Raw genomic sequence first — 23,313 nt, forward strand, 5'->3', positions numbered from 1 at the left:
GACCGGGCCGCCGCGGACGCCGGTGTCACCGGGTCCGGGAATGCCGGGCGGTGCTGATCGTTCTGCTCTGTCGTGAGCACCCATCCGCTGGACAACCCGGTCTGGTCGGCGCTGACGGGCCCGCAGGCCGACATCGCGGAGCGCGCCGGCTCAGCCGTCCGCTACCCCGCCGACGTGTCGCCGTTCGCCGCGCTGCCCGCGGACGCCGACGACGCGGCGTGGGCGGCGCTGGCCGACCTCGTCGGCCCGACGACGATCGTGCTGACCGGGCCGGTGCACCGGCCGCCCGCGGGCTGGCGGGTGCTCGAGTCGATCCCGGGCGTGCAGCTCGACGGATCCGCCGTCGCCGGTGCTCCCGACCCGGAGGCGGTCGTGCTCACCGAGGCCGACGTGCCGGAGATGCTCGACCTGGTGCGCCGCACCCGGCCCGGACCGTTCGAGAAGCGCACCCACACCCTCGGCACCTACTACGGCATCCGGCGCGGCGGCGCGCTCGTCGCGATGGCGGGGGAGCGGATGCGCCCCGGCGGCTGGGCGGAGATCAGCGCCGTGTGCACCGATCCCGCGCACCGCGGTCAGGGCCTGGCGGGGCGGCTGACCCTCGCCGTCGCCGCGACCATCCGGGCCCGCGGGGAGCTGCCGTTCCTGCACACGGGCGCGGCGAACGCACCGGCGATCCGCCTCTACGAGTCGCTCGGCTTCCGGCTGCGGCGCGAGACGGCGTTCACGGCGGTGCGGCTCGACCGCAGCTACCCCGCCCGGTAGTGGGCGCGCACGATCTGCCGCAGCGCCGCCGCCGGCGGGGACAGCGTCCGGCCCGCGGCGGTGACCAGCGCGATCGCCCGGAACGCGCCGGGCACGGGCACCTCGACGATGTCGTCGTGCGTCGGGTGGGCGGCCGCCGGCAGCAGCGCGACGCCGAGCCCGGCGCTGACGAGCCCGCGCACGATCTCGCCGTCGCCGCCCTCGAACACCATGCGCGGCCGGAACCCGGCCCGCCGCGCGTGCCGGTCCAGTGCGGCGCGCAGCCCGTACCCGGGCAGGAACCCGATGAACGGCTCGTCGGCGGCCTCGGCGAGGTCGACCGAGGTCCGGTCGGCGAACCGGTGTCCGGCGGGCACGACGAGGTAGAGCGGGTCCTCGTCGAGCAGCTCGATCTCGACGCCGACGTCGTCCGGCGCGGGGGAGGTCAGCGCCAGGTCGACGTCGCCGGCGCGCAGCCGCTCCATGAGGATCGCGTGCGCGCCCTGGACCAGGTCGCAGCGCGCGTGCGGGTGCGCTGCGCGGAACTCCCGCAGGAGCCGGGGCACGTCGACACCGCCGAGCGCAGCGAGGAACGCGAACCCGACCCGGCCGCGCACCGGATCGGCCTCGCCGCGGATCTCCTGCACGCCCGCCACGATCTCGGCGGCGGCCCGTTCGGCGTACCGCAGCAGGATCCGGCCGGCTCGGCTGAGCCGCATCGTGCGCCCGGAGCGGACGAACAGCTCCACTCCGAGTTCGGCCTCCAGGCGGGCGATGCTGCGGGAGAGCGTGGACTGCGGGACGGCGGCGTCGCGGGCGGCACGGGTGACGTGCTCGGCGTGCGCGACGGCCAGGAAGCGGGCCAGGCGCGGCGCGGTCGCGGCCAGGATGTCGGCATCGTCCACCGCCACATCATCGCCCGGACGATGCAGGCTTGCATCGGTGGTGGACCGAACATGCATTGGACGCATCAGCCGGCGGGGACCTAACGTCAGTTGTCGATGACAACCATCGTCGAGGGACATGAGCGGGGCTCCGTCGGTTACCGCAGGCTCGGCATCGCGATGTGGTGCTCGGGAGTGGCGATCTACGCGCTCATCTACGCGGTGCAGGCGCTGCTGCCCGCCATCGCGGCGGACTTCGCCGTGTCCCCGGCGACGGCCAGCTTGGCGATGTCGGCCACCACGGGTGCGATCGCGCTGGCGATCATTCCCCTGTCGGCCGTCGCGGAGCGCTGGGGCCGGACCCGGACGATGACGGTGGCGACGGCGGTCTCGGCGGTGCTGGCGCTGGTCACCCCGCTCGCGCCGACGCTCGGCGTGCTCATCGCCCTGCGGGCGCTGCAGGGCGTGACGATCGCGGTGCTGCCCGCGCTGGCGGTCGCGCACGTGACCGCCGAGGTCGCCCCGCGGCACCTCTCCGGTGCCGTGGGCATGCTCATCGCGGGCAACACGATCGGCGGGCTCTCCGGACGGTTGATCGCCGGCACCATCGCCGATCTGAGCGGCTGGCGGCTCGGTCTCGCCGCGATCGGTGCGACGGCGTTGCTGTGCACGATCGGGTTCCGGCTCGCGCTGCCGCCGCAGCTCGCCCCGGACGGTGGCGGCGGCCGGCTGCGCGAGCTCGGTGCGCCACTGCGGCGGCACCTCGCCGATCCGGCGCTGATGCGCCTGTTCCTGATCGGGTTCCTGATGATGGGCACGTTCGCGACGGTCTTCAACTACCTCGGTTTCCGCCTCATCGCACCGCCGTTCTCGCTGCCGGCGAGCGTCGCGGGCCTGGTGTTCCTCGCCTACCTCCTCGGCTCGTGGACGTCGACGGCGGCGGGCAGGCTGGCCGACCGGGTGGGTCGCCGCCCGGTGCTGTGCGGTGCCGCGCTGATCGCCGTCGTGGGCGCCGTCGTGAGCGTGCCGGACGTGCTGGCCGTGATGCTGCTGGGGTTGCTGGTGATGACGGTCGGGTTCTTCGCCGCGCACACGGTGGCCAGCTCGTGGGTGAGCCGGCGCGCCGTGCTCCTGCCCGACGGCAGGCCCGCGATCGCCTCCGCCCAGTACCTGTTCGGCACCTACGCCGGCAGCAGCATCGTCGGCACCGTCGGCGGGCTCGCCTACGACGCGGGCGCCTGGCCGGCGACCGCGGCCTACATCGCGGCGCTGCTGGTCGCGACGCTGGTGCTCGCGCTCGGCGTGCGGCCGCTGCCCGCGGCGCCCTGACGCACCTCCGGAGCTCCGGCCAGCAGGAGCAGCACCTTCCCGAACAGCTCATCGGGCACGGCCGGTGGATCGATCCCGGACTCGACGGCCAGCCCGTTGCTCAGTGCGAACAGCACGACCGCGAGCTCGTCGACGGGCAGCGGCAGCCGCAGGCCCGTCTGCTCGGACAGCCGCACGAGGCCGCGGGCGACGGCGCCGCGCGCCTCTCGGCGGCGCTGTCGCAGCGCCGCCCTCCGCTCCGGGTCGTGGTGGGACAACGCGAAGTACTCCGCGAGGATCCGGTGCCATGCCGCGTCGACGCGCATGGCGCGCACCAGCACCGCGGCTGCCTCGGTGATCGCCGCGTACGGATCGGGTGCCTCGGTGATCTCGGCCAGCGCCCCGGTCAGCCGCGCCATGGCGTGCTCCTCCATGAGCGCGAGCACGAGATCGTCCTTGCTGGCGAAGTTGGAGTAGACCGCGCCCTTGGTCATGCCCGCGGCCTCGGCGACCTCGCTGATCGACGAGGCGGCGATCCCGCGCTCGCCGAACACGGCGAACGCCGCGTCGAGCACGCGCCGTCGGGTCTCGGACCGGGCGGGACGGGTGCGAGCCGGTCGGGTGCCTTCTGCCACGACGGCGTACCCCTTCGCGTTCGGACTCGTTCCCCGTGGTGGCGGGGCATGGATACCAGTCGGTGCGGCCGACGGTGCGTCGTCGCGGTGGTCTGGCCCGTGATCGGGGCGGGCCAGACCACCCCCTTGTGCGTGCTGGTGCGCGGATCCGGCGGCACATCCTACGCGGACGTGAGCGTTCCCCCGTGACCGGCTCGTCGTCTTCGTCCGGATTTCCCGGTTCGTGGCCGAGGCGTCCCGTGCGCCGCCGGCCGTTCCCGACCCCACGGCCGTACTGTCCTGTCCGTGCGCTCGCGCGTCCCCCTCGTCGTCCTGGCCGTCCTCGTGCTGGCCGGTGGCATCGTCGCCGCCGTCGCCACCCGCGGTGGTTGCACGCTCGACGACGTGCCACCTGTCCCCGCCACCGGCGAGACCCGGCCACCCGACCTGGCCGCCCTCGGGGCCGCCCCTCCCGCGCACGCCACCCCCGTCGGCGACGTCGACGCGCTCGCCGCGACGCCGGACGCCGACGTCCTCCTCGCCGGGGCGGTGCTGTCGGCCCGCCACCCGCGAACCGGAGCACTGCTGTGGAGCGTCGCCGTGCCCGGCGAGACCGCGACCATCGCCGTGTCCGGGAACCGCGTCGTCGGTGCCACCACCACCGACCGCCTCCGCATCTTCGGCCTCGACGCCGCCACCGGGACCGACCGCTGGTGCCGCGAGCGCGGCGCGTCGGCGTGGCCGACGAGCCCGCTCGTCACGGTGGGGGATCGGGCGGTCCTGGCCCGGCAGGGCGCGCTGACCGCCGTCGACGCGACGACCGGCGCCGTCGCCTGGGAGGTCCCGGCCACGGCGACCCGCCTCCTCCCGGCAGGCGGCCGCATCGTGGCTGACACCGGCGCGAGCTACGCCGTCTCCGACGGCGCGCAACTCGCGCCACCCGTCCCGGACGCCGAAGCCGTGGCCGCCGACACCGACCTCACGCTCCTGCGCCGCGCGGGCCAGCTCGTCGCGATCGACCGTGCCGGCACGACCCGGTGGACCGCTCCCAGCCGCGGCACCGGCGACCACTCCGCCACGATCCTCGCCGACGGCGTGGTCCTCGACGCCGTCCGCACCGAGATCGGCGACCGCTCCGGTTTCCGCGGCCTCGACGCCGCCACCGGCGGCCAGCTCTGGCGCACCGACGACGACGTCCTCGGCGGCCGCAGCTTCCGGGCGTTCGTGCCGGCCGGCGGCCATCCCCTCGTCGTCGCGCGCAGCGCCGTCGGCCGTTACGACCCGCACACGGGTGAAGCCCGCATCGCCACCGCGGACGGCACCGTCGCGGCCCTCGCGACCGACCCGACCGGCCGCGTCGCCCTCGTCCTCGACGGCGTGCTCGTCAGCTACCCCCGGGCACCCCGGTAGGCGCCCCGCCCCGGACCCCGTCGCCCGCTCGCCCGGCCGGTGGGTGAGCGGGAGGACGCGCCTCGAGCGGTGGTCCGACCGCGTCACGAGAACCGCGACTCGCGCCGAGTCGGCGGCCCGGGGCATCGCCCCGGGCCGCCGGACCCCTACATGTTCCGTCGGTACTGGCCCCCGACCTCGAAGAACGCTTCCGTGAGCTGCCCGAGCGAACACACCCGCGCCGCCTTCATCAGCTCGTCGAACACGTTCCCCTCACCGGTCGCGACCTCCTGCAGCCGCCGCAGCGCCTCCTTGGCCTCGCTGGAGTGCCGCGCGTGGAAGTCCTGGAGCCGCTGGAGCTGGCTCTGCTTCTCCTCCTCGGTCGCCCGAGCCAGCTCGATCTCCTCCGGGATGGGGTCGCCGTTCGGGTTGCGGAAGGTGTTGACCCCGATGATCGGCAGCGAGCCGTCGTGCTTGCGGTGCTCGTACAGCAGGGACTCGTCCTGGATCTTCCCGCGCTGGTAGCCGGTCTCCATCGCGCCGAGCACGCCACCGCGGGCGGTCAGGCGGTCGAACTCGGCGAGGACGGCCTCCTCGACGAGGTCGGTCAGCTCCTCGATGATGAACGAGCCCTGCAGCGGGTTCTCGTTCATCGACAGGCCCCACTCGCGGTTGATGATCAGCTGGATCGCGAGGGCGCGGCGCACCGATTCCTCGGTGGGGGTGGTGACGGCCTCGTCGTAGGCGTTGGTGTGCAGCGAGTTGGCGTTGTCGTAGAGCGCGCAGAGCGCCTGCAGCGTGGTGCGGATGTCGTTGAAGGCCATCTCCTGGGCGTGCAGGGAGCGGCCCGACGTCTGCACGTGGTACTTGAGCTTCTGCGAGCGCTCGTTCGCCCCGTACTTGTCGCGCATCGCGATGGCCCAGATCCGCCGCGCGACCCGGCCGATCACCGAGTACTCCGCGTCCATGCCATTGGAGAAGAAGAACGACAGGTTGGGCGCGAAGTCGTCGATGTGCATGCCGCGGGCCAGGTACGACTCGACGTAGGTGAACCCGTTGGCGAGCGTGAACGCGAGCTGGCTGATCGGGTTCGCCCCGGCTTCGGCGATGTGGTAGCCGGAGATGGAGACCGAGTAGAAGTTGCGGACCTTGTGGCGGATGAACCACTCCTGGATGTCCGCCATCATCCGCAGGGAGAACTCGGTGGAGAAGATGCAGGTGTTCTGGCCCTGGTCCTCCTTGAGGATGTCGGCCTGCACGGTGCCGCGCACGTTGGCGAACACCCGCGCCTCGATCTCCTCGCGCTCGGCGGCGTCGGGCTCGCGCCCCTCCTCCTCGCGGAACCGGTCGATCGCCTGGTCGACGGCGGTGTTGAGGAAGAACGCGAGGATCGTCGGTGCCGGGCCGTTGATCGTCATCGACACCGACGTGGTCGGCGCGGTGAGGTCGAAGCCCTTGTAGAGCTCCTTCATGTCGTCGAGCGTCGCGATCGAGACGCCGGAGGTGCCGATCTTGCCGTAGATGTCCGGGCGGGTGTCGGGGTCGCGGCCGTAGAGGGTGACCGAGTCGAACGCCGTGGACAGGCGCTTGGCCTCGGAGAACTCCGAGAGGATCTTGAACCGGCGGTTGGTGCGGAACGCGTCGCCCTCACCGGCGAACATGCGGGCCGGGTCCTCGCCCTCCCGCTTGAACGGGAACACGCCCGCGGTGAACGGGAAGCGGCCCGGCAGGTTCTCCTTGCGCAGGAACCGCAGCAGGTCGGCGTCCTCGGTGTGGGTCGGCAGCGCGACGCGGGGCACCTTGTTGCCGGAGAGGGTCTCGCGGGTGAGCCTGGTGCGCAGCTCCTTGTCGCGGACCTTCACCACCATCTCGTCACCGCTGTAGGCCTCGACGACATTCGGCCAGGTGTCGAGCAGCTCGCGGCAGTCGGCCGGCAGCTCCTCCTCGACCTCGGCCAGCTTCGCCTCGAGCTCGGCGCGGGCGGCGGAGTCACCGACCAGGTCGCGGGCGGTGCGCAGGTGCTGGCGCTTGCGGGCGGCCTCGACGGCCTTCTCGGTCTCCGCGTGGTAGCGGCGGACGGTCTCGGCGATCTCGGACAGGTAGCGCACGCGCTCCGGCGGGATCACCGAGGTGTGCACCGACGAGGTCTTGGTGTCGACCTTGGGCAACCGGCCCTGGATCCCCTCGCCCAGCAGCAGGTCGCGCAGGAAGTGGTAGAGCGCCGTGACGCCGTCGTCGTTGAAGCGGGCGGCGCTGGTGCCGAAGACCGGCATGTCCTGCCAGCTCTGCCCGAACGCGTCGCGGTTGCGGACCAGCTGGCGGCTGACGTCGCGCAGCGCGTCCTCGGCGCCCTGCCGCTCGAACTTGTTGATCGCCACGGCGTCGGCGAAGTCGAGCATGTCGATCTTCTCGAGCTGCGATGCGGCGCCGAACTCGGGCGTCATCACGTAGAGCGAGTGGTCGACGAACGGCACGATGCCCGCGTCGCCCTGCCCGATCCCGGGCGTCTCGACGATGATCAGGTCGAAGTCGGCGGCCTTGAGCACGGCGAGGGCGTCGCCGAGGTGCTGGGGCACGCCGCCCTCGTTGCCGCGGGTGGCCATGGACCGGAAGAACACGTTCTCGCCGAGCGCGTTCATGCGGATCCGGTCGCCGAGCAGCGCCCCGCCGCCCCGTCGCCGGGTCGGGTCGACCGCCAGGATCGCGATCTTGAGCTTGTCCTCCAGGTCGAGCCGGAAGCGGCGCACCAGTTCGTCGGTGAGCGACGACTTACCGGAGCCGCCGGTGCCGGTGATGCCGAGGACGGGGACCTTGCGCCGCGGGGTGAGGTCCAGGTCGGCGGGCAGCCGGCCGGCCTCGGCGAGGGTGAGGGCGCGGGAGAGCGTGGTCGGCTCGCCGGTGTAGAGGCCGTCGAACGAGCTCGGCGGGGTCTGCGCGAGGTCGACGTCGCACTCGCGGATCATCACGTTGACCATGGCCGGCAGACCCAGGCGCTGGCCGTCCTCCGGCGAGAAGATCCGCGCGACGCCGCGGGAGTGCAGCAGCTCGATCTCCTTGGGGACGATGACGCCGCCGCCCCCGCCGTAGACCTTGATGTGGGCGGCGCCGCGCTCGCGCAGCAGCTCGACCAGGTAGGTGAAGTACTCGACGTGCCCGCCCTGGTACGAGGAGACGGCCACGCCCTGCACATCCTCCTGGATGGCGGCGGTGACCACCTCGTCGACCGAGCGGTTGTGCCCGAGGTGGATCACCTCGGCCCCTTGGCGCTGCAGCAGGCGCCGCATGATGTTGATCGCCGCGTCGTGGCCGTCGAAGAGGCTCGCGGCGGTGACGAAGCGGACGGGATGCACGGGCACGTGGAGCTCGGCCATGCAAGTTAGTTTGACTTCCTAGTATCGGACCTGCAAGAGATAGCGCTGACGTCACACGCCAGACGTGCAGGTGACCCGGGGAAGCTCCGGGAAGAAGGCCAGGTCAGGCCGCGGCGTCGAACTCGGCGGGCTCGGCCGGACGCGGCCGCGGTGTCGAGGCGGCGGGTCTGCGCCGCAGGCGGGCGCCGAGCGCGTGCACCAGCACGCCGGTCAGTGCGAGCACGAACCCGGCAACGATGATCGCGACCACTGCCGCGTCCGGGGCCACGATGCCGATCATCAGCGAGACCGGGGGCCACCACAGCAGTGCGCGGAACGAGCCGGGGACCGTCCACTCCCGTGCGTCTCGCCGCATGGCGAGTTCCTACCCGATCCCGTGCAGTGTCAATCACCCGGGGTGAACCGGACGATCACGCGCGGCGCGGGATGCGAGGTTCCCGTGCGGCAGGTCGGATCACTAGGTTGCGGGCGTGGACTACTCCGCATTGCTGCTGTCCGAGAACGCCGCGCTCGCCGACCTCGTCCACGGCGCCGACCACACCGTGCCCGTGCCGACCTGCCCCGGCTGGACGATCCGCAAGCTCGCGGCGCACATCGCCCGCGGCGACCGCTGGGCGGCGACGATCATCCGCACCCGCGCTACCGAGCGCGTCGATCCGCGCACAGTGCCCGGCGGTGAACAGCCGGCCGACCTCGACGCCGAGCGGGAGTGGGTGCGCGGCGGGGCGCAGGCCATCCTCGACGCGGTCGCCGAGGTCGGGGGCGGCACCGAGGTCTGGACCTTCACCGGCCCGAAGCCCGCGGCCTGGTGGATCCGCCGCAGGCTGCACGAGCAGACCGTGCACCGCGCAGATGCCGCGCTCGCCCTCGGCCGGCCGTTCGAGATCGCGCCGGAGCTGGCCGCCGACGGGCTGTCGGAGTGGTTCGACATCGTCGCCTCCCGCCCGGAGAGCCCGCTGCCGGACGGGGCGACGCTGCACCTGCACGCCACCGACGACGGCCTCGGCGAGGACGGGGAGTGGGTGCTGCGCGGGACCCCGAGCGGGGTGGTGTGGGAACACGGCCACGAGAAGGCCGACGCCGCCGTCCGGGGGACGGCGGCGGACCTGCTGCTGGCGGCGCTGCGGCGCACGGTCGACGGGGTGGAGGTCCTCGGCGACGCCGAGGTGTGGAAGCGCTGGCTGGACCACACGGACTTCGCCTGACGGTGAGCCGCGGCCCGGAGCTCACCCGGCGTGCACCAGGTCCGGCCGCGGCTTCGGCGGCAGCAGCCGCGCCAGCCCCACGACCACCAGCATGAGCACCGCGGTCAGCCCGAGCACCACCGTCACCGACGCCGTGACCTGACCCGCTTCGAGCAGCCCGAAGAACACCGTGCCCAGCACGGCCGTGCCCGCGGTGGCGCCGAGCTGCTGGTCGGCGTTGAGCACCCCGGACGCGGAGCCGACCATGTCCAGCTCCACCCCGGCCAGGGTGATGTCGAAGAACGGTGTCATGGCCAGGCCGATCCCGACGCCCGTGACGAGCAGCGCCGGGGCCAGCGCCCAGCCGCTCACGGCGGGACCGGCCGCGACGAGCGCGGCGGCGGTGCCGAGGATCCCGGCGACCGCGATCGCGGCGCCGAGCTGGATGCACGCCCGGCCCAGCTTCTGCGCCAGCCAGGCCCCGGCCACCGTCGCGCCGATCGCGATGCCCAGCGCCCACGGCGCCTGCGTCAGCCCGGCCTCCAGCGGGGTGAAGCCGAGGGAGAGCTGCAGGTGCAGGCCGAGCGCGAACACGAGCCCGGTCAGCGAGCCGAACAGCACCAGCCCCAGCACGAGGCCACCGGTGTAGGCGCGGATGCGGAACAGCCCTGGCTCGACCAGCGGCGCCCGGCCGGCCCTCGACCGACGCACCTGGTGCACGGCGAACAGCGCGAGCACCGGCACCGCGGCGACCATCATCGCGAACGTCCAGCCGGGCCAGCCCAGCTCGCGGCCCTCGACGAGCGGGAAGATCAGCAGTGTGAGGCCGAGGCTGACCAGCACGAAGCCCATCGGGTCCGGCCGCGGGCTACCGGCGGCTCGCGACTCCGGCAGGATCGCCGCGGCCAGCGCGAACGCGGCGAGGCCGAGCGGCACGTTCAGCAGGAACACGGTGCGCCAGCCGGCGTCGGCCGGGTTCCAGGCGATGAGGACGCCGGCAACGACGGGCCCGGCGACGGCGGCGAGCCCCATCACCGGCCCGTAGGCGCCGAACGCCTTCGGCAGCTCCGCCGGCGGGAACATCGACTTCATGATCCCGAAGCCCTGCGGGATCAGCAGGGCGCCGAACAGGCCCTGCAGAACGCGGCTGGTGATCAGCATCTCCGGTGAGGCGGCGAAGCCGCAGAGCGCGGACGCCGCGACGAACCCGGCCAGCCCGACCAGGAACATGCGCCGGCGGCCGTACAGGTCGCCGAGTCGGCCGCCGGTGATGAGCCCGACGGCGAACGCGAGCGTGTAGCCGGCGGCGATCCACTGGATCGTCGCGCCGTCGCCGCCGAGGTCGGCACGGATGGACGGCGCGGCGACACCGACCACCGTGGCGTCGAGCAGGTCCATCACCTCCGCGCCGAGGATCGCGGCGAGGGCGAGCCATCGCCATCGGTAAGCGGTTGCGGCACCGGGCGGCGCCGCGGGAACGGGGGTGCCGGTCATGACCACTCCGATCTCGAACAGTGTTCGTTGGCGAACGGTGTTCTACTACGGCTCCGTAAGCGTGTCAAACGGTGTTCGTTGGCGAACGTCGTTCGGTCAGGCCTATCCTCAGGGCGTGACCGACCGCGACCCGACTGAGCCGGACTGGTGGACCCCCCGCAAGCCGATGCGCCGGCACGGCCTGTCCCGCGCCGCGGTGATCGAGGCCGGGCTGCGGGTGGTGCGCGAGGAGGGCATGGACGCCCTGTCGATGCGGCGGATCGCCGCCGAGCTGAACACCGGCGCGGCGTCGCTGTACGCGCACGTCGCGAACAAGGAGGAACTGCTCGAGCTGCTCTTCGACGAGGTGGTCGGCGAGATCCCGCTACCGGAGCCGGATCCGGCGCGCTGGCGCGAACAGGTCACGCAGCTGTGGACCGACTCGCACGCCACGATGCTGCGCTACGGCGACATCGCCCGGTTCGCCATCGGGCACATCCCGGTCGGCCCGAACTCCATGCGCCTGTCGGAGATCACGATGACGCTGCTGCGCATGGGCGGGGTGCCCGACCACGCCGTGGCCTGGGCGGTCGACGTGGTCGGCGGCTTCGTCACCTTTCGAGCCGTCGAGGACGCCACGCGCGAGGACGCGGCCAAGGATCCCGCCTTCTACCGGCGCTACCAGCGCTACTTCGCAGGGCTGCCCGCCGACCGGTTCCCGGTGACGGCGGCGCTGGCCGGCCAGCTCACCACCGGGGACGACAAGCAGCGCTTCCGGTTCGGGCTGGACCTGCTGGTCGGCGGCCTCGCCGCGCTGGCGGAGCCGCCGGAGCACGGCTAGACGCGGGTCAGGTCGTCGTCGAGCAGCTCCATCAGCACGCAGTCGTGCCAGGTGCCGTCGGCGCCGCGCTCGTACCGGCGCATCACGCCGACCTTGCGGAACCCGGCCCGCATGCAGCTGCGCACCGCGCGGTCGTTGTCCGCGCCCGGGTCGATCGTGACGCGGTGGTGGCCGCGCGCGAACAGCCACTGCGACAGCGCGCGCAGCGCGTCGCTGCCCAGGCCCTGGTTCTGGTAGTCCGGGTGCAGCGCGATGTCGAGCGCGGCGTGCTTGTGGTCGGGGTCGAGCTCCTCGCGGTAGATGATCAGGCCCGCGACCTCGCCGGCCAGCTCGATGGCGTAGCAGTTCGGGCCCAGCAGCTCGCGGCGGACGCGTTCGAGGTCGTAGCCGCCCCACCAGGTGGCGATCTCCTTGTGCCGCAGGATGTCCAGGAACGTCCGGACGTGGTCGGCGGTGGCGGGGCGCAGCACGACGGTCTGGCCGGCGATCGGGCCGGGATCGGTGATGGTCACGGGGTCAGCTCCAATCGGGACCGTTCGACGAGCGAAGCCGCACTGAGCGGTTGTTCGAACACGGCGACGGCGGTGCGGCCGTCCAGGCGCAGGGTGGCGATGGTGTTGCCGAAGAACGGGCCGGCGAGCTTGCGCCAGGTCACGCGCTTCGGCGGGGCGCCGGCGCGGCTCGCCCACAGGTCGGCGAGCCGGGTGGCGACGCGGGACCACGCGGCCCGGAAGAACGGTGGTACGAACCAGTCGAGCACGTTGTGCACCGGGGAGCACACCAGCTGGTGCACGGGTGCCGCCCCGGGGGACGCGTCGGCCAGCTGCGCCGCCGCCGCGTAGCTGTCGTGGACGTCGCCGGAGACCACCGACACCGACGCCACCCCGCTCGACGCCGCTCGCGCGACGAGCGCCGTGAGCCGGTCGAACGAGGCCCGGAACGCCGGCCAGTGCTCCAGGTCGGCGGCCTGGCGGACCTTCTCGGCCAGCCGGCCGCGTCGGCCGGGGCGGTGCGCCGAGATCTCGTTGGCCGTCTCCAGCTCGGCGATCGCAGGTGGCATCAGCCACGGCAGCGACGTCCCCAGCACCAGGTGGTCGACCTCGCCCGACGCGCGGACCTGCTCCTCGACCCAGCGGAACTCGTCGTCACCGAGCATCTCGCGGCGGCCGTCGAGGATCCGGCCGTTGCGCGAGTCGATCATGACGATGCGGGTGCGGCCGACGTCCCAGCGGAAGCTGAACCGCACGTCCTTCGCGCCGCCGGTCTCCGCGTCGGCGCGGTCGGCCAGCGCCTCGACGATCGGCCACGCGTCGCCGTCGTGGGTGAGCACGGCCTGCCAGTCCCGGTCTGCGGCCAGCTGGTCGGGGGAGAGGTTGCCGAGGTGCTGGAACACCCAGTAGGACGCCAGCGCTGAGCGGATCCGGGTGCGCCACCAGGGCTTGCGCCGGATCTCCGCGCGCCAGGCCGCTGAGGTGTTCCAGTCGTCGCGCACGTCGTGATCGTCGAAGATCATCGCCGTGGGGACGGTCGACATGATCCAGCGGATCTCCGGATCGCTCCACGCGGCGACGTAGAGGCCGACGTACTCGTCGAACCCGACGATCTCGTCGTCGGGCCAGTCCGGGTTCCGGTCGGTGCGGGCGGCGAGCCGGCGGCGGTGCTGCGGGGTCAGCTCGTCGGCGTAGACCTGGTCGCCGAGCAGCAGCAGCGCCTCCGGCCACTCCTCGACCGGCCCGCGGGCCATGCGCGCGGCGAACGCGTCGAGCGCATCGATGCCCAGCCGGCGGGCGAACGCGCGATCGTCGACCTTGCCGTAGCGGCAGGAGCCGAAGACGATCTGCGCCCGTCCCGCCGTCGCCGGTCCGCGCGTCGGGATCACGCTCGGCGGGAACGGGCTGGTCGCGGGCGGCCACACCTGTTCACCGTCCAGCTCCACCGAGTACGGGGTGCGGGTGTCGGGGGTGAGCCCGGTGAGCGGCACGAGCGCGAAGTGGTGGCCGGCGATCTCGACGGTGCGCGCGGTCGCGTCGAGCACCTGCACGGTGGTCGGCCGGCTCGTCTGCACCCACACGAGCGCGGTCGTCTCGCCGACGTGCCGCAGTATCGGACCCAGGACGAGCGACATCGGCGACACCCTACCGAGGGGTGGTCAGTCGCCGTCGAGCGCGAGCAGCGCGGCCCCGATCTTGCCGGCCGCGGCGCCGAAGTTCGCCGGCACGATCGGCGCGACGCCGCGCGCAGTGGGGGCGTAGGCGTACTCGCGGGCGGCGATCCGCGCCGGGCCGAGCAGCAGCTCGCCCGTCTCGACCAGCCCGCCGCCGACGACCACCGCCTCCACCTCGAAGATGTTCGCCAGCGAGGCGATGCCGACGCCGAGCCAGCGGCCCAGGCGGAAGAACAGGGAGCGCGCGGTCTCGTCGCCCTGCTCCACCGCCTCCACGACGGTGCGCCCGGTGACCTTCCCGGTCTGCCGGCCCAGCCGCGCGATGAGCCCGTCCGGGTCGTCCTCGGCGGCCTCGCGGGCCATCCGGCCCAGCGCCGTGCCCGACGCGTACGCCTCGAAGCAGCCGTGGTTGCCGCAGCCGCACCGCGGCCCGTCCGGGTTGAGCACGATGTGGCCCAGCTCGGCACCCATGCCGGTGGGGCCGCGGTAGATGCGGTCGTCGAACACCAGACCGCCGCCGATGCCGGTGCCCACGGTGATCAGCACCATGTTCCGGTACGGCTCGCCCAGGCGGGCCTCGGCGAGCGCGGCGACGTTGGCGTCGTTGTCGACCCGCACAGGCAGGCCGGTGAGCTTCTCCAGCTGCTCACGCACCGGCCAGTCCCGGTAGGCGTTGTTGGGCGCCCACAGCAGCACCCCGGCGGGCCACTGCACGATGCCGGCGGCGCCGACACCGATCGCGCTGACCTCGGGGTGCTCCGCGCGCAGCTGCTCGATCAGGCGCTCCAGCACCGCGGTGACCGCCACGGCGTCGGACTCGGCCGGGGTCGGCTCCGTCCGCTCCGCGAGGACGGTGCCGTTCTCGTCGACCACGGCGCCGGCGATCTTCGTACCGCCGACGTCGAGCCCGATCGCCGTCCTGGGACCTGCCGCTGCGCCTGCCACGTTCGCATGATGCCACCCCGTTTGGATCGATCAAGCCGGGCCGTCCGCCGAGCCGATCGTCGCGGGCTCCGATCGGGGGTTTGGTGCCCGGCGGAGGCGGGAACCGAGTGGCCATGCTCTTGCGTCGAGTTGCCCGACCCATGCTCGCGGCGATCTTCATCTCCGGCGGGATCAACGCCCTGCGCAACCCGGCCGGTCACGTCGAGGCTGCGCGGCCACTGCTCGAAGCGGTCTCGCCCGCCGTCGACCGCGCGGTCCAGGCCGCGCCGGTCGACCAGCGGCCGAGCGACGAGACGCTGGTCAAGGCCGATGCCGCGGTGAAGGTCGTGGCCGGGACGATGCTGGCACTCGGCAAGGCGCCGCGCCTGGCGGCCACCGCGCTCGCCGCGTCGATCGTGCCGACGACGCTGGCCGCGCACCGGTTCTGGGAGGAGACCGACCCGCAGGCCCGTGCGGCCCAGCAGGTCCAGTTCTTCAAGAACGTGAGCCTGCTCGGCGGGCTGCTCATCGCCGCGGCGGACACCGCGGGCAAGCCGTCGCTGGGCTGGCGCGGCCGCCGAGCCGCCGAATCCGCCGTCACCACGCTGAGCGAGGCGGGCGACGTGGTCGCTCAGCGCTTGACCGGCGCGCAGGCCCCAGATCGGGCCGCCCCCGAACGAGCCAAGGAACGCGCCGCCGGGATCGCCGCCGGACTGACCGGGCTCGGCTCCGGGGCGGCTGCCGCGCTCTCCGACCGGGCGACGAAGGCCGGCGCGGAGCTCGTCCGGGTCGGCGGCGATGTCTCCGACGAGTGGGTCGCGCGGGCCGGGAAGGCCCGCAAGCGCGCCGAGAAGCGGGCCGCCGCACTGCGGAAGAAGGCCGAGAAGAAGCGCGCCCGCCTGGAGAAGCAGGCCGAGCGGCGCGCCGCCGAGTGGGCGAAGGCGGCGGCGACGAGGCGTGCGGCGTGGGAGAAGGCCGCGCAGAAGAAGCGCCGCCAGCTCGAGAAGCAGGCTCCGCACGTGCTCGACCAGGTCGGCACTCAAGCCGCCAGGCTCGGCCACGACCTCGCCGTGCGCGCGAGCGCCGTGGGGCACGAGATCGCCCAGCAGGCCGAGGGTGCTGCCCAGGACGCCCGCAAGCGGCTCGCCGCCGCGCGCAGCTGACGCACAGGACCACCCGGCGACACCGGCCGCCCGGTGATCCGCGGATCCCGGGCGGCCGAGCAACGTCCTCAGCCGGTCAGGAACCCGCCGGACTGACGCTCCCACAACGCCGCGTACTGCCCGCCCGCCGCGAGCAGCTCCGCGTGCGTGCCCTGCTCGACGATGCGGCCCTGCTCGACCACGACCAGCCGGTCCATGCCGGCGACGGTGGACAGCCGGTGCGCGATCGCGATCGTCGTGCGGTCGCGCATCAGCCGGTGCAGCGCTTCCTGGATGAGCGCCTCGCTCTCCGAGTCGAGCGCGCTGGTCGCCTCGTCGAGCAGCAGGATGGCGGCGTTGCGCAGGATCGCGCGGGCGATCGCCACCCGCTGCCGCTGCCCGCCGGACAGCTTCACCCCGCGCTCGCCGACCAGGGTGTCGAAGCCGTCCGGCAGCGCCTCGGCGAAGTCGAGGACGTGCGCAGCGGCCGCGGCGGCGCGGATCTCCTCCGCGGTGGCGTCCGGGCGGCCGAACGCGATGTTCTCGCCGAGCGTGCGGTGGAACATCACCGGGTCCTGGGGCACGTAGGCGATGCGGCTGCGCAGGTCGGCCTGGGTCAGCCGGCGCACGTCCTGGCCGCCGACGAGGATCCGCCCACCCTGCACGTCCGTCAGCCGCAGCAGCAGCCGCAGCATCGTCGTCTTGCCGCCGCCGGAGCGGCCGACCAGGCCGACCCGCTCGCCGTCGCCGATCACCAGGTCGAGCCCGTCGAAGAGCGGGCGGTCCTGGCCGGAGTGGGTGAAGCGGACCCGGTCGAAGCCGACGGCGGCATCCGTCGGGCGCAGCGGTTCGGGGTCGGGCGCGTCGACGATCTCCGGCTCGTCGAGCAGCAGTTCGGCGAACTGCGCCGCCTCCGTCGTGCTGCGCTCCAGGTTGCGGTAGGTCTGGTTGAACTCGAAGAGGATGCCGGCGGCCTGCAGGAAGTAGGCGACGACCACGACGACCGCCGCGACGCCCGGCCCGCCGGGGCGGGTGGCCACGCCGATCGCGAGCATCAGGCCGAGCCCGTTGACCAGCACTGACAGCGGTGCGACCACCACGTCGATGCACAGGTTCGAGTAGTCCCACGAGCGCATCGCCAGCGCACGGTTGGCGGCCACCCGGCGGCGGTGCTCCGCGGCCTCGCGCAGCTCGGCGGCGTGCGCGCGGACCGCGTCCATGTTGGACAGCGTGTCCGACACGTGCCCGGACACCCGGGCCAGCGACGCCTCGCGGGCGTCGACGAGCACCTGGCGGCGCCGGATCAGCGGCACCAGCAGGACGGCGGCGATGACCAGCGTTCCGGCCAGCACCCCGACGAGCAGCGGGTCGTACTGCCAGAGCACGACGGCGGCGAACGCCAGCGGCACCAGCTTCGAGGTGACGTTGAAGACGAGCGTGTCGACGAAGCCCTCGAACTGCGCGGCGTAGCTCAGCACGCGCTTGGTCAGCGATCCGGCGAAGTTCTCGTGGAAGAACGCCGCGTCCTTGGCCAGCAGCGCGTCCATGCCGCGGACGTAGAGCGACTCGATGCCGTACGCGTCCACCCGGATGAGGCAGTGCATGCCGAGCCGGTAGAGCGCCTCACCGCAGAGCATCGCGCCGGCGAACAGCGCGACGGCGGGGAGCGTGGAGTCGGTCCGACCGACGGACAGGTCGGTGACCAGGCCGGCGACGACGAGCGGCGGCAGGTAGAAGATGCCGATGTTGGCCAGTGCGGGTAGCAGGAGCGCACCGACGGTGAGCCATCGGTGGCGGGCCAGCTCGCCGAGGTAGGAGCGCAGGGCGAGGCGGAGCGCGGCGCGCCGGCGGTCGGCCGGGCGGATCGTCGGGTCGGGTTCTGCCATCGTGGCGCCGGTCGGGGCAGCCGTGATGGACATGGGTCACCCCTTGGGGTCGTCGGGAGGGCCGTTCATCCTCGGCCGCCGCGCCCACCGGGGTCCATCGAGTTTCCGCCCTTGACCGCGACTCACCGGACTGCGATATTTTGCATATCGCACTGCGGTACGGGTGACCCCCGGCCCTGGTGCGGTGGTCAGCCCTCCGCGTGCACCGAGAGGGTCGTCCAGTTCCGGCGCGCCTCCAGCGCGGCTCCTTCGGCGTCACCCGCTGCGGCGAACTCGACGATCCTGGCGTGCTGCGCGACCGATTCCCGACCGACGAGGGAGGCGAACCGGATCCGTTCGACCCGCCGCAGCACGGGCGTGTACTGGTCGAGCACGGCCCGCACCGCGGCGTTGCCGGCGCGTTCCACGGGGACCCCGTGGAAGGCGTCGTCGGCGGCGATGGCGGCGACCACGTCACCGGCGGCGAGCGCGGCGGCGAACCTCTCGTTGGCCTCGCGCATCGCGGCCAGGTCGGCGTCGGTCAGCGCCGGGACGGCCACCCGCACTGCCAACTCGTGCATCGCCGCCGTCACCGCCTGGGCGTCGCGGACGGTGCGCGGGTCGATCGGGCTGACGATCGTGTAGCGGCCGGGCTTGGTCTCGACCAGGCCGGCGGCCTCCAACCTGGCCAGTGCCTCGCGGATGGGGGTGCGGCTCACCCCGAGCCACGCGCCGAGCTCGGCGTCGAGCAGCCGCTCACCGGGCTCCAGCGTGCCGTCGATGATCGCGTCGCGGATCCGGTGGAACACGCTGTCGCGCAGGAGCTGGCGCTGCGCGGACGCCGCTGCGGCGGGAACCGGCATACCCCACATCCTCCACCACGTCCTCCACTGCCCCGTCTCCGATTGGAGCACCCCCGTGTCCCTCGACGACTTCCCGCGCTACCCGTTGATGTTCGGGCCGAGCCCGATCCACCCGCTGGAGCGGCTGTCACAGCACCTGGGCGGCCCGACGATCTGGGCGAAGCGGGAGGACTGCAACTCCGGGCTCGCCTTCGGCGGCAACAAGACCCGCAAGCTGGAGTACATCATCCCCGACGTGCTGGCCTCGGGCGCGGACACGTTGGTGTCCATCGGCGGTTACCAGTCCAACCACACCCGTCAGGTCGCCGCGGTCGCCGCCAAGCTGGGGCTGAAGGCCGTCCTCGTGCAGGAGCGCTGGGTCGACTGGCCCGACGCCGTCAACGACAAGGTCGGCAACATCCTGCTCTCCCGGATCATGGACGCCGACGTGCGGCTCGATCCGTCCGGCTTCGGCATCGGGATCAAGAGCTCGTGGGAGCGGGCGATGGAGGAGGTCCGCGCGGCCGGCGGCGTCCCGTACGGGATCCCGGCGGGGGCATCGGAGCACCCCCTCGGCGGGCTGGGCTTCGCCAACTGGGCGGACGAGGTGGAGCAGCAGGAGCGCGAGCTGGGGATCTTCTTCGACACGATCGTCGTCTGCACGGTGACCGGCTCGACGCACGCCGGGATGATCGCCGGGTTCGCCGGGCAGGACCGGCCGCGGCGGGTGATCGGCATCGACGCGTCGGCCACCATCGAGCAGACCCGTGAGCAGGTCGCGCGCATCGCCCGGCACACCGCGAAGCTCATCGGTCTGGAGCGGGACCTGCGCGACGACGAGATCACCGTGCTGGAGGGCTGGGCGGGGGAGCGCTACGGCATCCCCGTCGAGTCCACGATCGCGGCGATCCGGCTCTCCGCCCGGCTGGAGGGCATGATCATCGACCCGGTGTACGAGGGCAAGTCGATGGCCGGGTTGATCGGCCTGGTCGAGCGCGGTGACATCGGCGCCGACTCCACCGTCCTGTACGCGCACCTCGGTGGGCAGCCCGCGCTGAACGCCTACTCGGGGATCTTCAGCTGAGCCTTGCGTTCGAGCGCGCTCGAAGACCTAGCGTCGCCGAGCGTGAGCATCCGACTCGGTTACCAGATCCCCGACTTCTCCTACGGAACACCGGTCGCCGAGCTGTTCCCGACCGTCATCGCCCAGGCCCGGGAGGCCGAGGACGCCGGGTTCGACGCGGTGTTCGTGATGGACCACTTCTACCAGCTGCCCCTGCTCGGCACGCCCGACCAGCCGATGCTCGAGTGCTACTCGACGCTGTCCGCGCTGGCCACGGCCACGTCGCGGGTGCAGTTGTCGGCACTGGTCACCGGCAACACCTATCGGAACCCCGCGATGCTGGCGAAGACCGTGACCACGCTCGACGTCGTCAGCGGCGGGCGGGCCGTGCTCGGCATCGGGGCCGGCTGGTACGAGCTGGAGCACCGCCAGCTCGGGTTCGAGTTCGGCACCTTCACCGACCGGTTCGCCCGGCTCGAGGAGGCGCTGTCGATCATCGAGCCGATGCTGCGCGGCCAGCGCCCGACCGTCGAAGGGCGGTGGTACCGCACCGAGAACGCCATGAACGAACCTCGGCTGCGCGACGACCTGCCGATCCTGTTGGGCGGCGCGGGCGAGAAGAAGGCCTTCGCCCTCGCCGCCCGCTACGCGCAGCACCTCAACATCATCTGCGCGCCCGACGACCTGCCGCGCAAGCTCGAGGCCCTCGAGCAGCGCTGCGCCGAGGCCGGCCGCGACCGCAGCACGCTGGAGACCAGCTTCCTCGCCACCGTGGTCGTCGACGAGGACAGCGCCCGCGCCCGGGAGAAGCAGAAGGAGTTCCTCCGCCGCGTCGGCATCGATCCCGATGCGGACCTGCCGCAGGTCCGGGCCGCCGTCGCTCGCCAGTTCGTCGGCACCCCCGACGAGGTGGCCGCCAGCATCAAGGAGAAGATCCTCGACACCGGCATCGACGGGATCATCATCAACCTCCCGGCGACCGGCTTCGAGCCCGGCAACGTCGCCCTCGCGGCGAAGGCGCTCGCCCCGCTCGTCAAGTGACGGACACCATCCCGGCCCGCGGTGGGCCCTCAGCCCTCAGGTAGGGTCCGTCCGGGTCCGGGGCGGTAGCTCAGCGGTCAGAGCAGCGGACTCATAATCCGTCAGGTCGTGGGTTCGATCCCCACCCGCCCCACCCCTGAGCCGCGCTCGCCCACCGCCTGAGCGGTGAGAAGGTGCCCGTGTCCGGGCGGTGGCCGGGGGCGGCGACCGGACACTGCGCCAGGGCGCCGGCCGGCGCGTCCCCGATCTCCTCCTCTCGTTGTGGGCTGCCGCAGGTTCAGCAGTGCCGGAGACCGGTCAGCTCACCGGAGACCGTGTCCCGGGGGACGAATCCGCTGTCGCCGCTCTTCGCGATGCGGAACCACGTGGAATTGCCTCGCACCTGCTGGCCCTCGGTGAAGCACTGGGCCAGGGCGTGCGTGCCCGGCTCCAGGCTCATGACGGGCGCCGTCACCATCGACGGGCTGCTGTACGCCGAGGTGGGCCGGGTGATCACGGCGTTCGTGTCGCTCGCGGCGGCGGTGCCGGCCAGGCCGACCGCGGCCGTACCGATGATTCCGGCCACGATGAGGAACCTACGCATGTCGAACTCCCTTTTCCGGTGATGGGGCCGCCGTTCCGGCGGCAGTTGCGGGGCGTTTGTCCGCCCACGACGAATGTGGCCGGACACGCTCGGAAGAGGGATCGGTCGATCAGCCGAGAGACCGGGTGGCCAAGGGTCCGCCGGTCGGTGGACCCACGGGTACGGGCGCGGCGCCGGATCCGCCAGAATGCGAGCGCGAGATCGCGGTGAGGACCGCCCTCGCACTGGTGCGGGCGCGGGAACTCCGATCCGGACGCGGTCTTCGGCGATCGGAGGGCTCGGATGCGCATCGTGGTGCTCGACGACTACCAGGGGATCGCCCTGCGGACGGGGCGCTGGTCGGAGCTCGGGGACGACGTCACCGTGACTCCGCTCCGCACCCACGTCGAGGGCCGCGAGCTGATCGACGCCCTGATCGACGCGGACGTCGTCGTCGCGATGCGGGAGCGCACCGCGTTCCCCCGCGAGGTGCTCGAGCAGCTGCCGAACCTGCGGCTGCTGGTCACCACCGGGATGGTCAACGCGGCCATCGACACGGGGGCGGCCGCGGAGCTCGGTGTCACCGTGTGCGGCACTGGCGGGGTCGCCTCGCCGACCGCCGAGCTGACCTGGGGGCTGATCCTCGCGCTGCTGCGCAACATCCCGGCCGAGGACGCGGCGATGCGCGCCGGTGGCTGGCAGCACACGGTGGGCCGCGGGGTGGCGGGCAAGACGCTCGGCGTCGTCGGGCTGGGCCGGCTCGGCGCTGCCGTGGCGCGGATCGGCGCGGCCTTCGGGATGGAGGTGCAGGCCTGGAGCCCCAACCTGACCGCAGGGCGCTGCGCCGAGCACGCCGTCCGGCTCGCCTCGAAGGCGGAGCTGTTCGCGACGTCCCACGTGGTGACGATCCACATGGTCCTCAGCCGGCGCACCCGCGGGCTGATCGGACGCGCCGACCTCGACCGCATGCGGCCCGACGCGGTCCTGGTGAACACCTCCCGCGGACCGCTGGTCGACACGGCCGCGCTGATCGACGCCCTCCGGGGAGGGCGGATCGCCGGCGCCGCCCTCGACGTCTACGACCGCGAGCCGCTCCCCGCGGACGACCCGCTCCGCTCCCTGCCGAACACCGTGCTCACCCCGCACCTCGGCTACGTCACCGAGGAGACGATGCGGGTCTTCTACGACCACATCGTCGAGGACGTGAAGGCCTTCCGAGCCGGTTCGCCGATCAGGGTGCTGGCCGGCAGATGAGCCGGTTCCCGGATCACTGACCGGGCGCCGTCTTCGCCCCCACGATCCGCAGCGCGATCTCGGTGTGGTGCCACGCCACCTCGTTCTCGCTGAACTGCCCGTTCTCCCGGAACCACACCGCCACGCCCATGCCGAGGTCGAGGATCGCGTAGGCGGCGAGCGTGGGGGAGTGGGTGTGGAAGGCGCCCGCCCCGACGCCCTCGGCGATGAGGTCGACGAAGCGGCCCGCGTACTCGGCGCGCTGGGCGAGGGCGGCGGAGCGGTGCGGCTCGACGAGGCTGCGCAGCTCGCGGGTGCCGATGAACGCCTCGCGGCGGTGCCGGGCGTGGTAGCGGACGTGGGCGTCGACGGCGCGGCGCAGCCGCTCGGTGGGGTCGGTGGCGCCGGCGAGCGCGGCCGCGTTGGCGGCCAGCAGCTCGCGCATCGTCTCGTCGATGATCCCGGCGAGCAGCTCCTGCTTCGACGCCACGTGCTTGTACAGGCTGGGGCCGCGGATGCCGACGGCCGCGCCGATGTCGGCCATCGTCGTCGCCTCGTACCCGCGCTGCACGAACAGGTCGAGCGCGGCGGAACGGATGGCGAGGGCGCGCTCGCCCGTCGTCGCTGCCATGGTCCTCCGATGCCGTCAACCGCTAACTGAGATTAGCG

21 protein-coding genes and 1 tRNA gene are annotated in these 23,313 nt (G+C 73.0%); 10 read left to right on the top strand and 12 right to left on the bottom strand.

Annotated elements, in window-relative coordinates; all coding sequences use genetic code 11:
* The first annotated feature begins 72 nt into the window (after nucleotides 1-72).
* On the top strand, nucleotides 73-765 hold the full coding sequence (locus tag BUE41_RS05040) for a GNAT family N-acetyltransferase (protein WP_073455681.1): 693 nt from the start codon (nucleotides 73-75) through the stop codon (nucleotides 763-765).
* On the opposite strand, the gene BUE41_RS05045 is transcribed toward BUE41_RS05040, so the two are convergent.
* Nucleotides 750-1,649 carry a LysR family transcriptional regulator gene (locus tag BUE41_RS05045; RefSeq protein WP_200803766.1) on the bottom strand — a complete coding sequence of 300 codons (900 nt, stop codon included), beginning with the start codon at nucleotides 1,647-1,649 and terminating at the stop codon, nucleotides 750-752. The genes BUE41_RS05040 and BUE41_RS05045 overlap by 16 nt on opposite strands.
* Nucleotides 1,650-1,745: 96 nt before the next feature.
* Between BUE41_RS05045 and BUE41_RS05050 the strand changes: the two genes are divergently transcribed.
* Nucleotides 1,746-2,957 carry an MFS transporter gene (locus BUE41_RS05050; protein WP_084754445.1) on the top strand — a complete coding sequence of 404 codons (1,212 nt, stop codon included), beginning with the start codon at nucleotides 1,746-1,748 and terminating at the stop codon, nucleotides 2,955-2,957.
* On the opposite strand, the gene BUE41_RS05055 is transcribed toward BUE41_RS05050, so the two are convergent.
* A complete protein-coding gene (locus tag BUE41_RS05055; protein ID WP_073455683.1) occupies nucleotides 2,885-3,571 on the bottom strand; it encodes a TetR/AcrR family transcriptional regulator in 687 nt (228 codons plus the stop codon). The two genes, BUE41_RS05050 and BUE41_RS05055, sit on opposite strands and share 73 nt — an antisense overlap.
* 285 nt (nucleotides 3,572-3,856) lie before the next feature.
* On the opposite strand from BUE41_RS05055, the gene BUE41_RS05060 reads away from it, so the two are divergent.
* A complete protein-coding gene (locus BUE41_RS05060) occupies nucleotides 3,857-4,960 on the top strand; it encodes an outer membrane protein assembly factor BamB family protein (RefSeq protein ID WP_073455684.1) in 1,104 nt (367 codons plus the stop codon).
* A 146-nt stretch (nucleotides 4,961-5,106) separates the two neighbouring features.
* Here BUE41_RS05060 and icmF read toward each other — a convergent pair whose 3' ends face one another.
* Nucleotides 5,107-8,310, bottom strand: a complete 3,204-nt coding sequence (icmF, locus tag BUE41_RS05065) for a fused isobutyryl-CoA mutase/GTPase IcmF (RefSeq protein WP_073455685.1) — start codon at nucleotides 8,308-8,310, stop codon at nucleotides 5,107-5,109.
* A 103-nt stretch (nucleotides 8,311-8,413) separates the two neighbouring features.
* Complete coding sequence (locus BUE41_RS05070; RefSeq protein WP_073455686.1) at nucleotides 8,414-8,665, bottom strand: hypothetical protein; 252 nt, start codon at nucleotides 8,663-8,665, stop codon at nucleotides 8,414-8,416.
* Between the two features lie 115 nt (nucleotides 8,666-8,780).
* Between BUE41_RS05070 and BUE41_RS05075 the strand changes: the two genes are divergently transcribed.
* On the top strand, nucleotides 8,781-9,515 hold the full coding sequence (locus BUE41_RS05075; RefSeq protein WP_073455687.1) for a maleylpyruvate isomerase family mycothiol-dependent enzyme: 735 nt from the start codon (nucleotides 8,781-8,783) through the stop codon (nucleotides 9,513-9,515).
* Nucleotides 9,516-9,536: 21 nt separating this feature from the next.
* On the opposite strand, the gene BUE41_RS05080 is transcribed toward BUE41_RS05075, so the two are convergent.
* Nucleotides 9,537-10,988 carry a DHA2 family efflux MFS transporter permease subunit gene (locus BUE41_RS05080; protein WP_073455927.1) on the bottom strand — a complete coding sequence of 484 codons (1,452 nt, stop codon included), beginning with the start codon at nucleotides 10,986-10,988 and terminating at the stop codon, nucleotides 9,537-9,539.
* A 115-nt stretch (nucleotides 10,989-11,103) separates the two neighbouring features.
* Here BUE41_RS05080 and BUE41_RS05085 point away from each other — a divergent pair, with 115 nt between their 5' ends.
* Complete coding sequence (locus BUE41_RS05085; protein WP_234996968.1) at nucleotides 11,104-11,808, top strand: TetR/AcrR family transcriptional regulator; 705 nt, start codon at nucleotides 11,104-11,106, stop codon at nucleotides 11,806-11,808.
* Here BUE41_RS05085 and BUE41_RS05090 read toward each other — a convergent pair.
* The 3 genes from BUE41_RS05090 to BUE41_RS05100 are packed head-to-tail and all read right to left on the bottom strand — an operon-like array spanning nucleotide 11,805 to nucleotide 14,917.
* Complete coding sequence (locus tag BUE41_RS05090; RefSeq protein ID WP_234996970.1) at nucleotides 11,805-12,320, bottom strand: GNAT family N-acetyltransferase; 516 nt, start codon at nucleotides 12,318-12,320, stop codon at nucleotides 11,805-11,807. The two genes, BUE41_RS05085 and BUE41_RS05090, sit on opposite strands and share 4 nt — an antisense overlap.
* On the bottom strand, nucleotides 12,317-13,933 hold the full coding sequence (locus BUE41_RS05095; RefSeq protein ID WP_073455688.1) for a DUF7800 domain-containing protein: 1,617 nt from the start codon (nucleotides 13,931-13,933) through the stop codon (nucleotides 12,317-12,319). Before BUE41_RS05095 ends, BUE41_RS05090 begins: the two co-directional genes overlap by 4 nt.
* Nucleotides 13,934-13,957: 24 nt before the next feature.
* Nucleotides 13,958-14,917 carry an ROK family protein gene (locus BUE41_RS05100; RefSeq protein ID WP_084754447.1) on the bottom strand — a complete coding sequence of 320 codons (960 nt, stop codon included), beginning with the start codon at nucleotides 14,915-14,917 and terminating at the stop codon, nucleotides 13,958-13,960.
* A 140-nt stretch (nucleotides 14,918-15,057) separates the two neighbouring features.
* Between BUE41_RS05100 and BUE41_RS31175 the strand changes: the two genes are divergently transcribed.
* On the top strand, nucleotides 15,058-16,059 hold the full coding sequence (locus tag BUE41_RS31175) for a DoxX family protein (protein WP_073455689.1): 1,002 nt from the start codon (nucleotides 15,058-15,060) through the stop codon (nucleotides 16,057-16,059).
* A 68-nt stretch (nucleotides 16,060-16,127) separates the two neighbouring features.
* Here BUE41_RS31175 and BUE41_RS05110 read toward each other — a convergent pair whose 3' ends face one another.
* Nucleotides 16,128-17,957, bottom strand: a complete 1,830-nt coding sequence (locus BUE41_RS05110; RefSeq protein WP_234996972.1) for an ABC transporter ATP-binding protein — start codon at nucleotides 17,955-17,957, stop codon at nucleotides 16,128-16,130.
* A 155-nt stretch (nucleotides 17,958-18,112) separates the two neighbouring features.
* Nucleotides 18,113-18,766 (bottom strand): GntR family transcriptional regulator, encoded by a 654-nt coding sequence (locus BUE41_RS05115; RefSeq protein WP_073455690.1) that lies wholly within the window; start codon nucleotides 18,764-18,766, stop codon nucleotides 18,113-18,115.
* Nucleotides 18,767-18,821: 55 nt separating this feature from the next.
* Here BUE41_RS05115 and BUE41_RS05120 point away from each other — a divergent pair, with 55 nt between their 5' ends.
* The 3 genes from BUE41_RS05120 (at nucleotide 18,822) to BUE41_RS05130 (ending at nucleotide 20,982) form a co-directional block, all read left to right on the top strand.
* A complete protein-coding gene (locus BUE41_RS05120) occupies nucleotides 18,822-19,829 on the top strand; it encodes a 1-aminocyclopropane-1-carboxylate deaminase (protein ID WP_073455691.1) in 1,008 nt (335 codons plus the stop codon).
* A gap of 42 nt (nucleotides 19,830-19,871) precedes the next feature.
* A complete protein-coding gene (locus BUE41_RS05125) occupies nucleotides 19,872-20,849 on the top strand; it encodes an LLM class F420-dependent oxidoreductase (protein WP_073455692.1) in 978 nt (325 codons plus the stop codon).
* A gap of 59 nt (nucleotides 20,850-20,908) precedes the next feature.
* Nucleotides 20,909-20,982 (top strand) — tRNA-Ile (locus BUE41_RS05130).
* 144 nt (nucleotides 20,983-21,126) lie between these two features.
* Here BUE41_RS05130 and BUE41_RS05135 read toward each other — a convergent pair.
* Nucleotides 21,127-21,432 (bottom strand): SH3 domain-containing protein, encoded by a 306-nt coding sequence (locus tag BUE41_RS05135; RefSeq protein WP_143171977.1) that lies wholly within the window; start codon nucleotides 21,430-21,432, stop codon nucleotides 21,127-21,129.
* Nucleotides 21,433-21,714: 282 nt separating this feature from the next.
* Here BUE41_RS05135 and BUE41_RS05140 point away from each other — a divergent pair, with 282 nt between their 5' ends.
* The gene (locus BUE41_RS05140) at nucleotides 21,715-22,665 is read left to right on the top strand and encodes a D-2-hydroxyacid dehydrogenase family protein (protein WP_073455694.1); all 951 of its coding nucleotides are present in this window, start codon (nucleotides 21,715-21,717) and stop codon (nucleotides 22,663-22,665) included.
* A 13-nt stretch (nucleotides 22,666-22,678) separates the two neighbouring features.
* Here the strand turns inward: BUE41_RS05140 and BUE41_RS05145 are convergent, their stop codons facing one another.
* Nucleotides 22,679-23,275 carry a TetR/AcrR family transcriptional regulator gene (locus tag BUE41_RS05145; RefSeq protein ID WP_073455695.1) on the bottom strand — a complete coding sequence of 199 codons (597 nt, stop codon included), beginning with the start codon at nucleotides 23,273-23,275 and terminating at the stop codon, nucleotides 22,679-22,681.
* Nucleotides 23,276-23,313: the final 38 nt, after the last annotated feature.

Origin of the sequence: Pseudonocardia thermophila (assembly GCF_900142365.1) — a bacterium.
GTDB classification, from domain to species: domain Bacteria; phylum Actinomycetota; class Actinomycetes; order Mycobacteriales; family Pseudonocardiaceae; genus Pseudonocardia; species Pseudonocardia thermophila.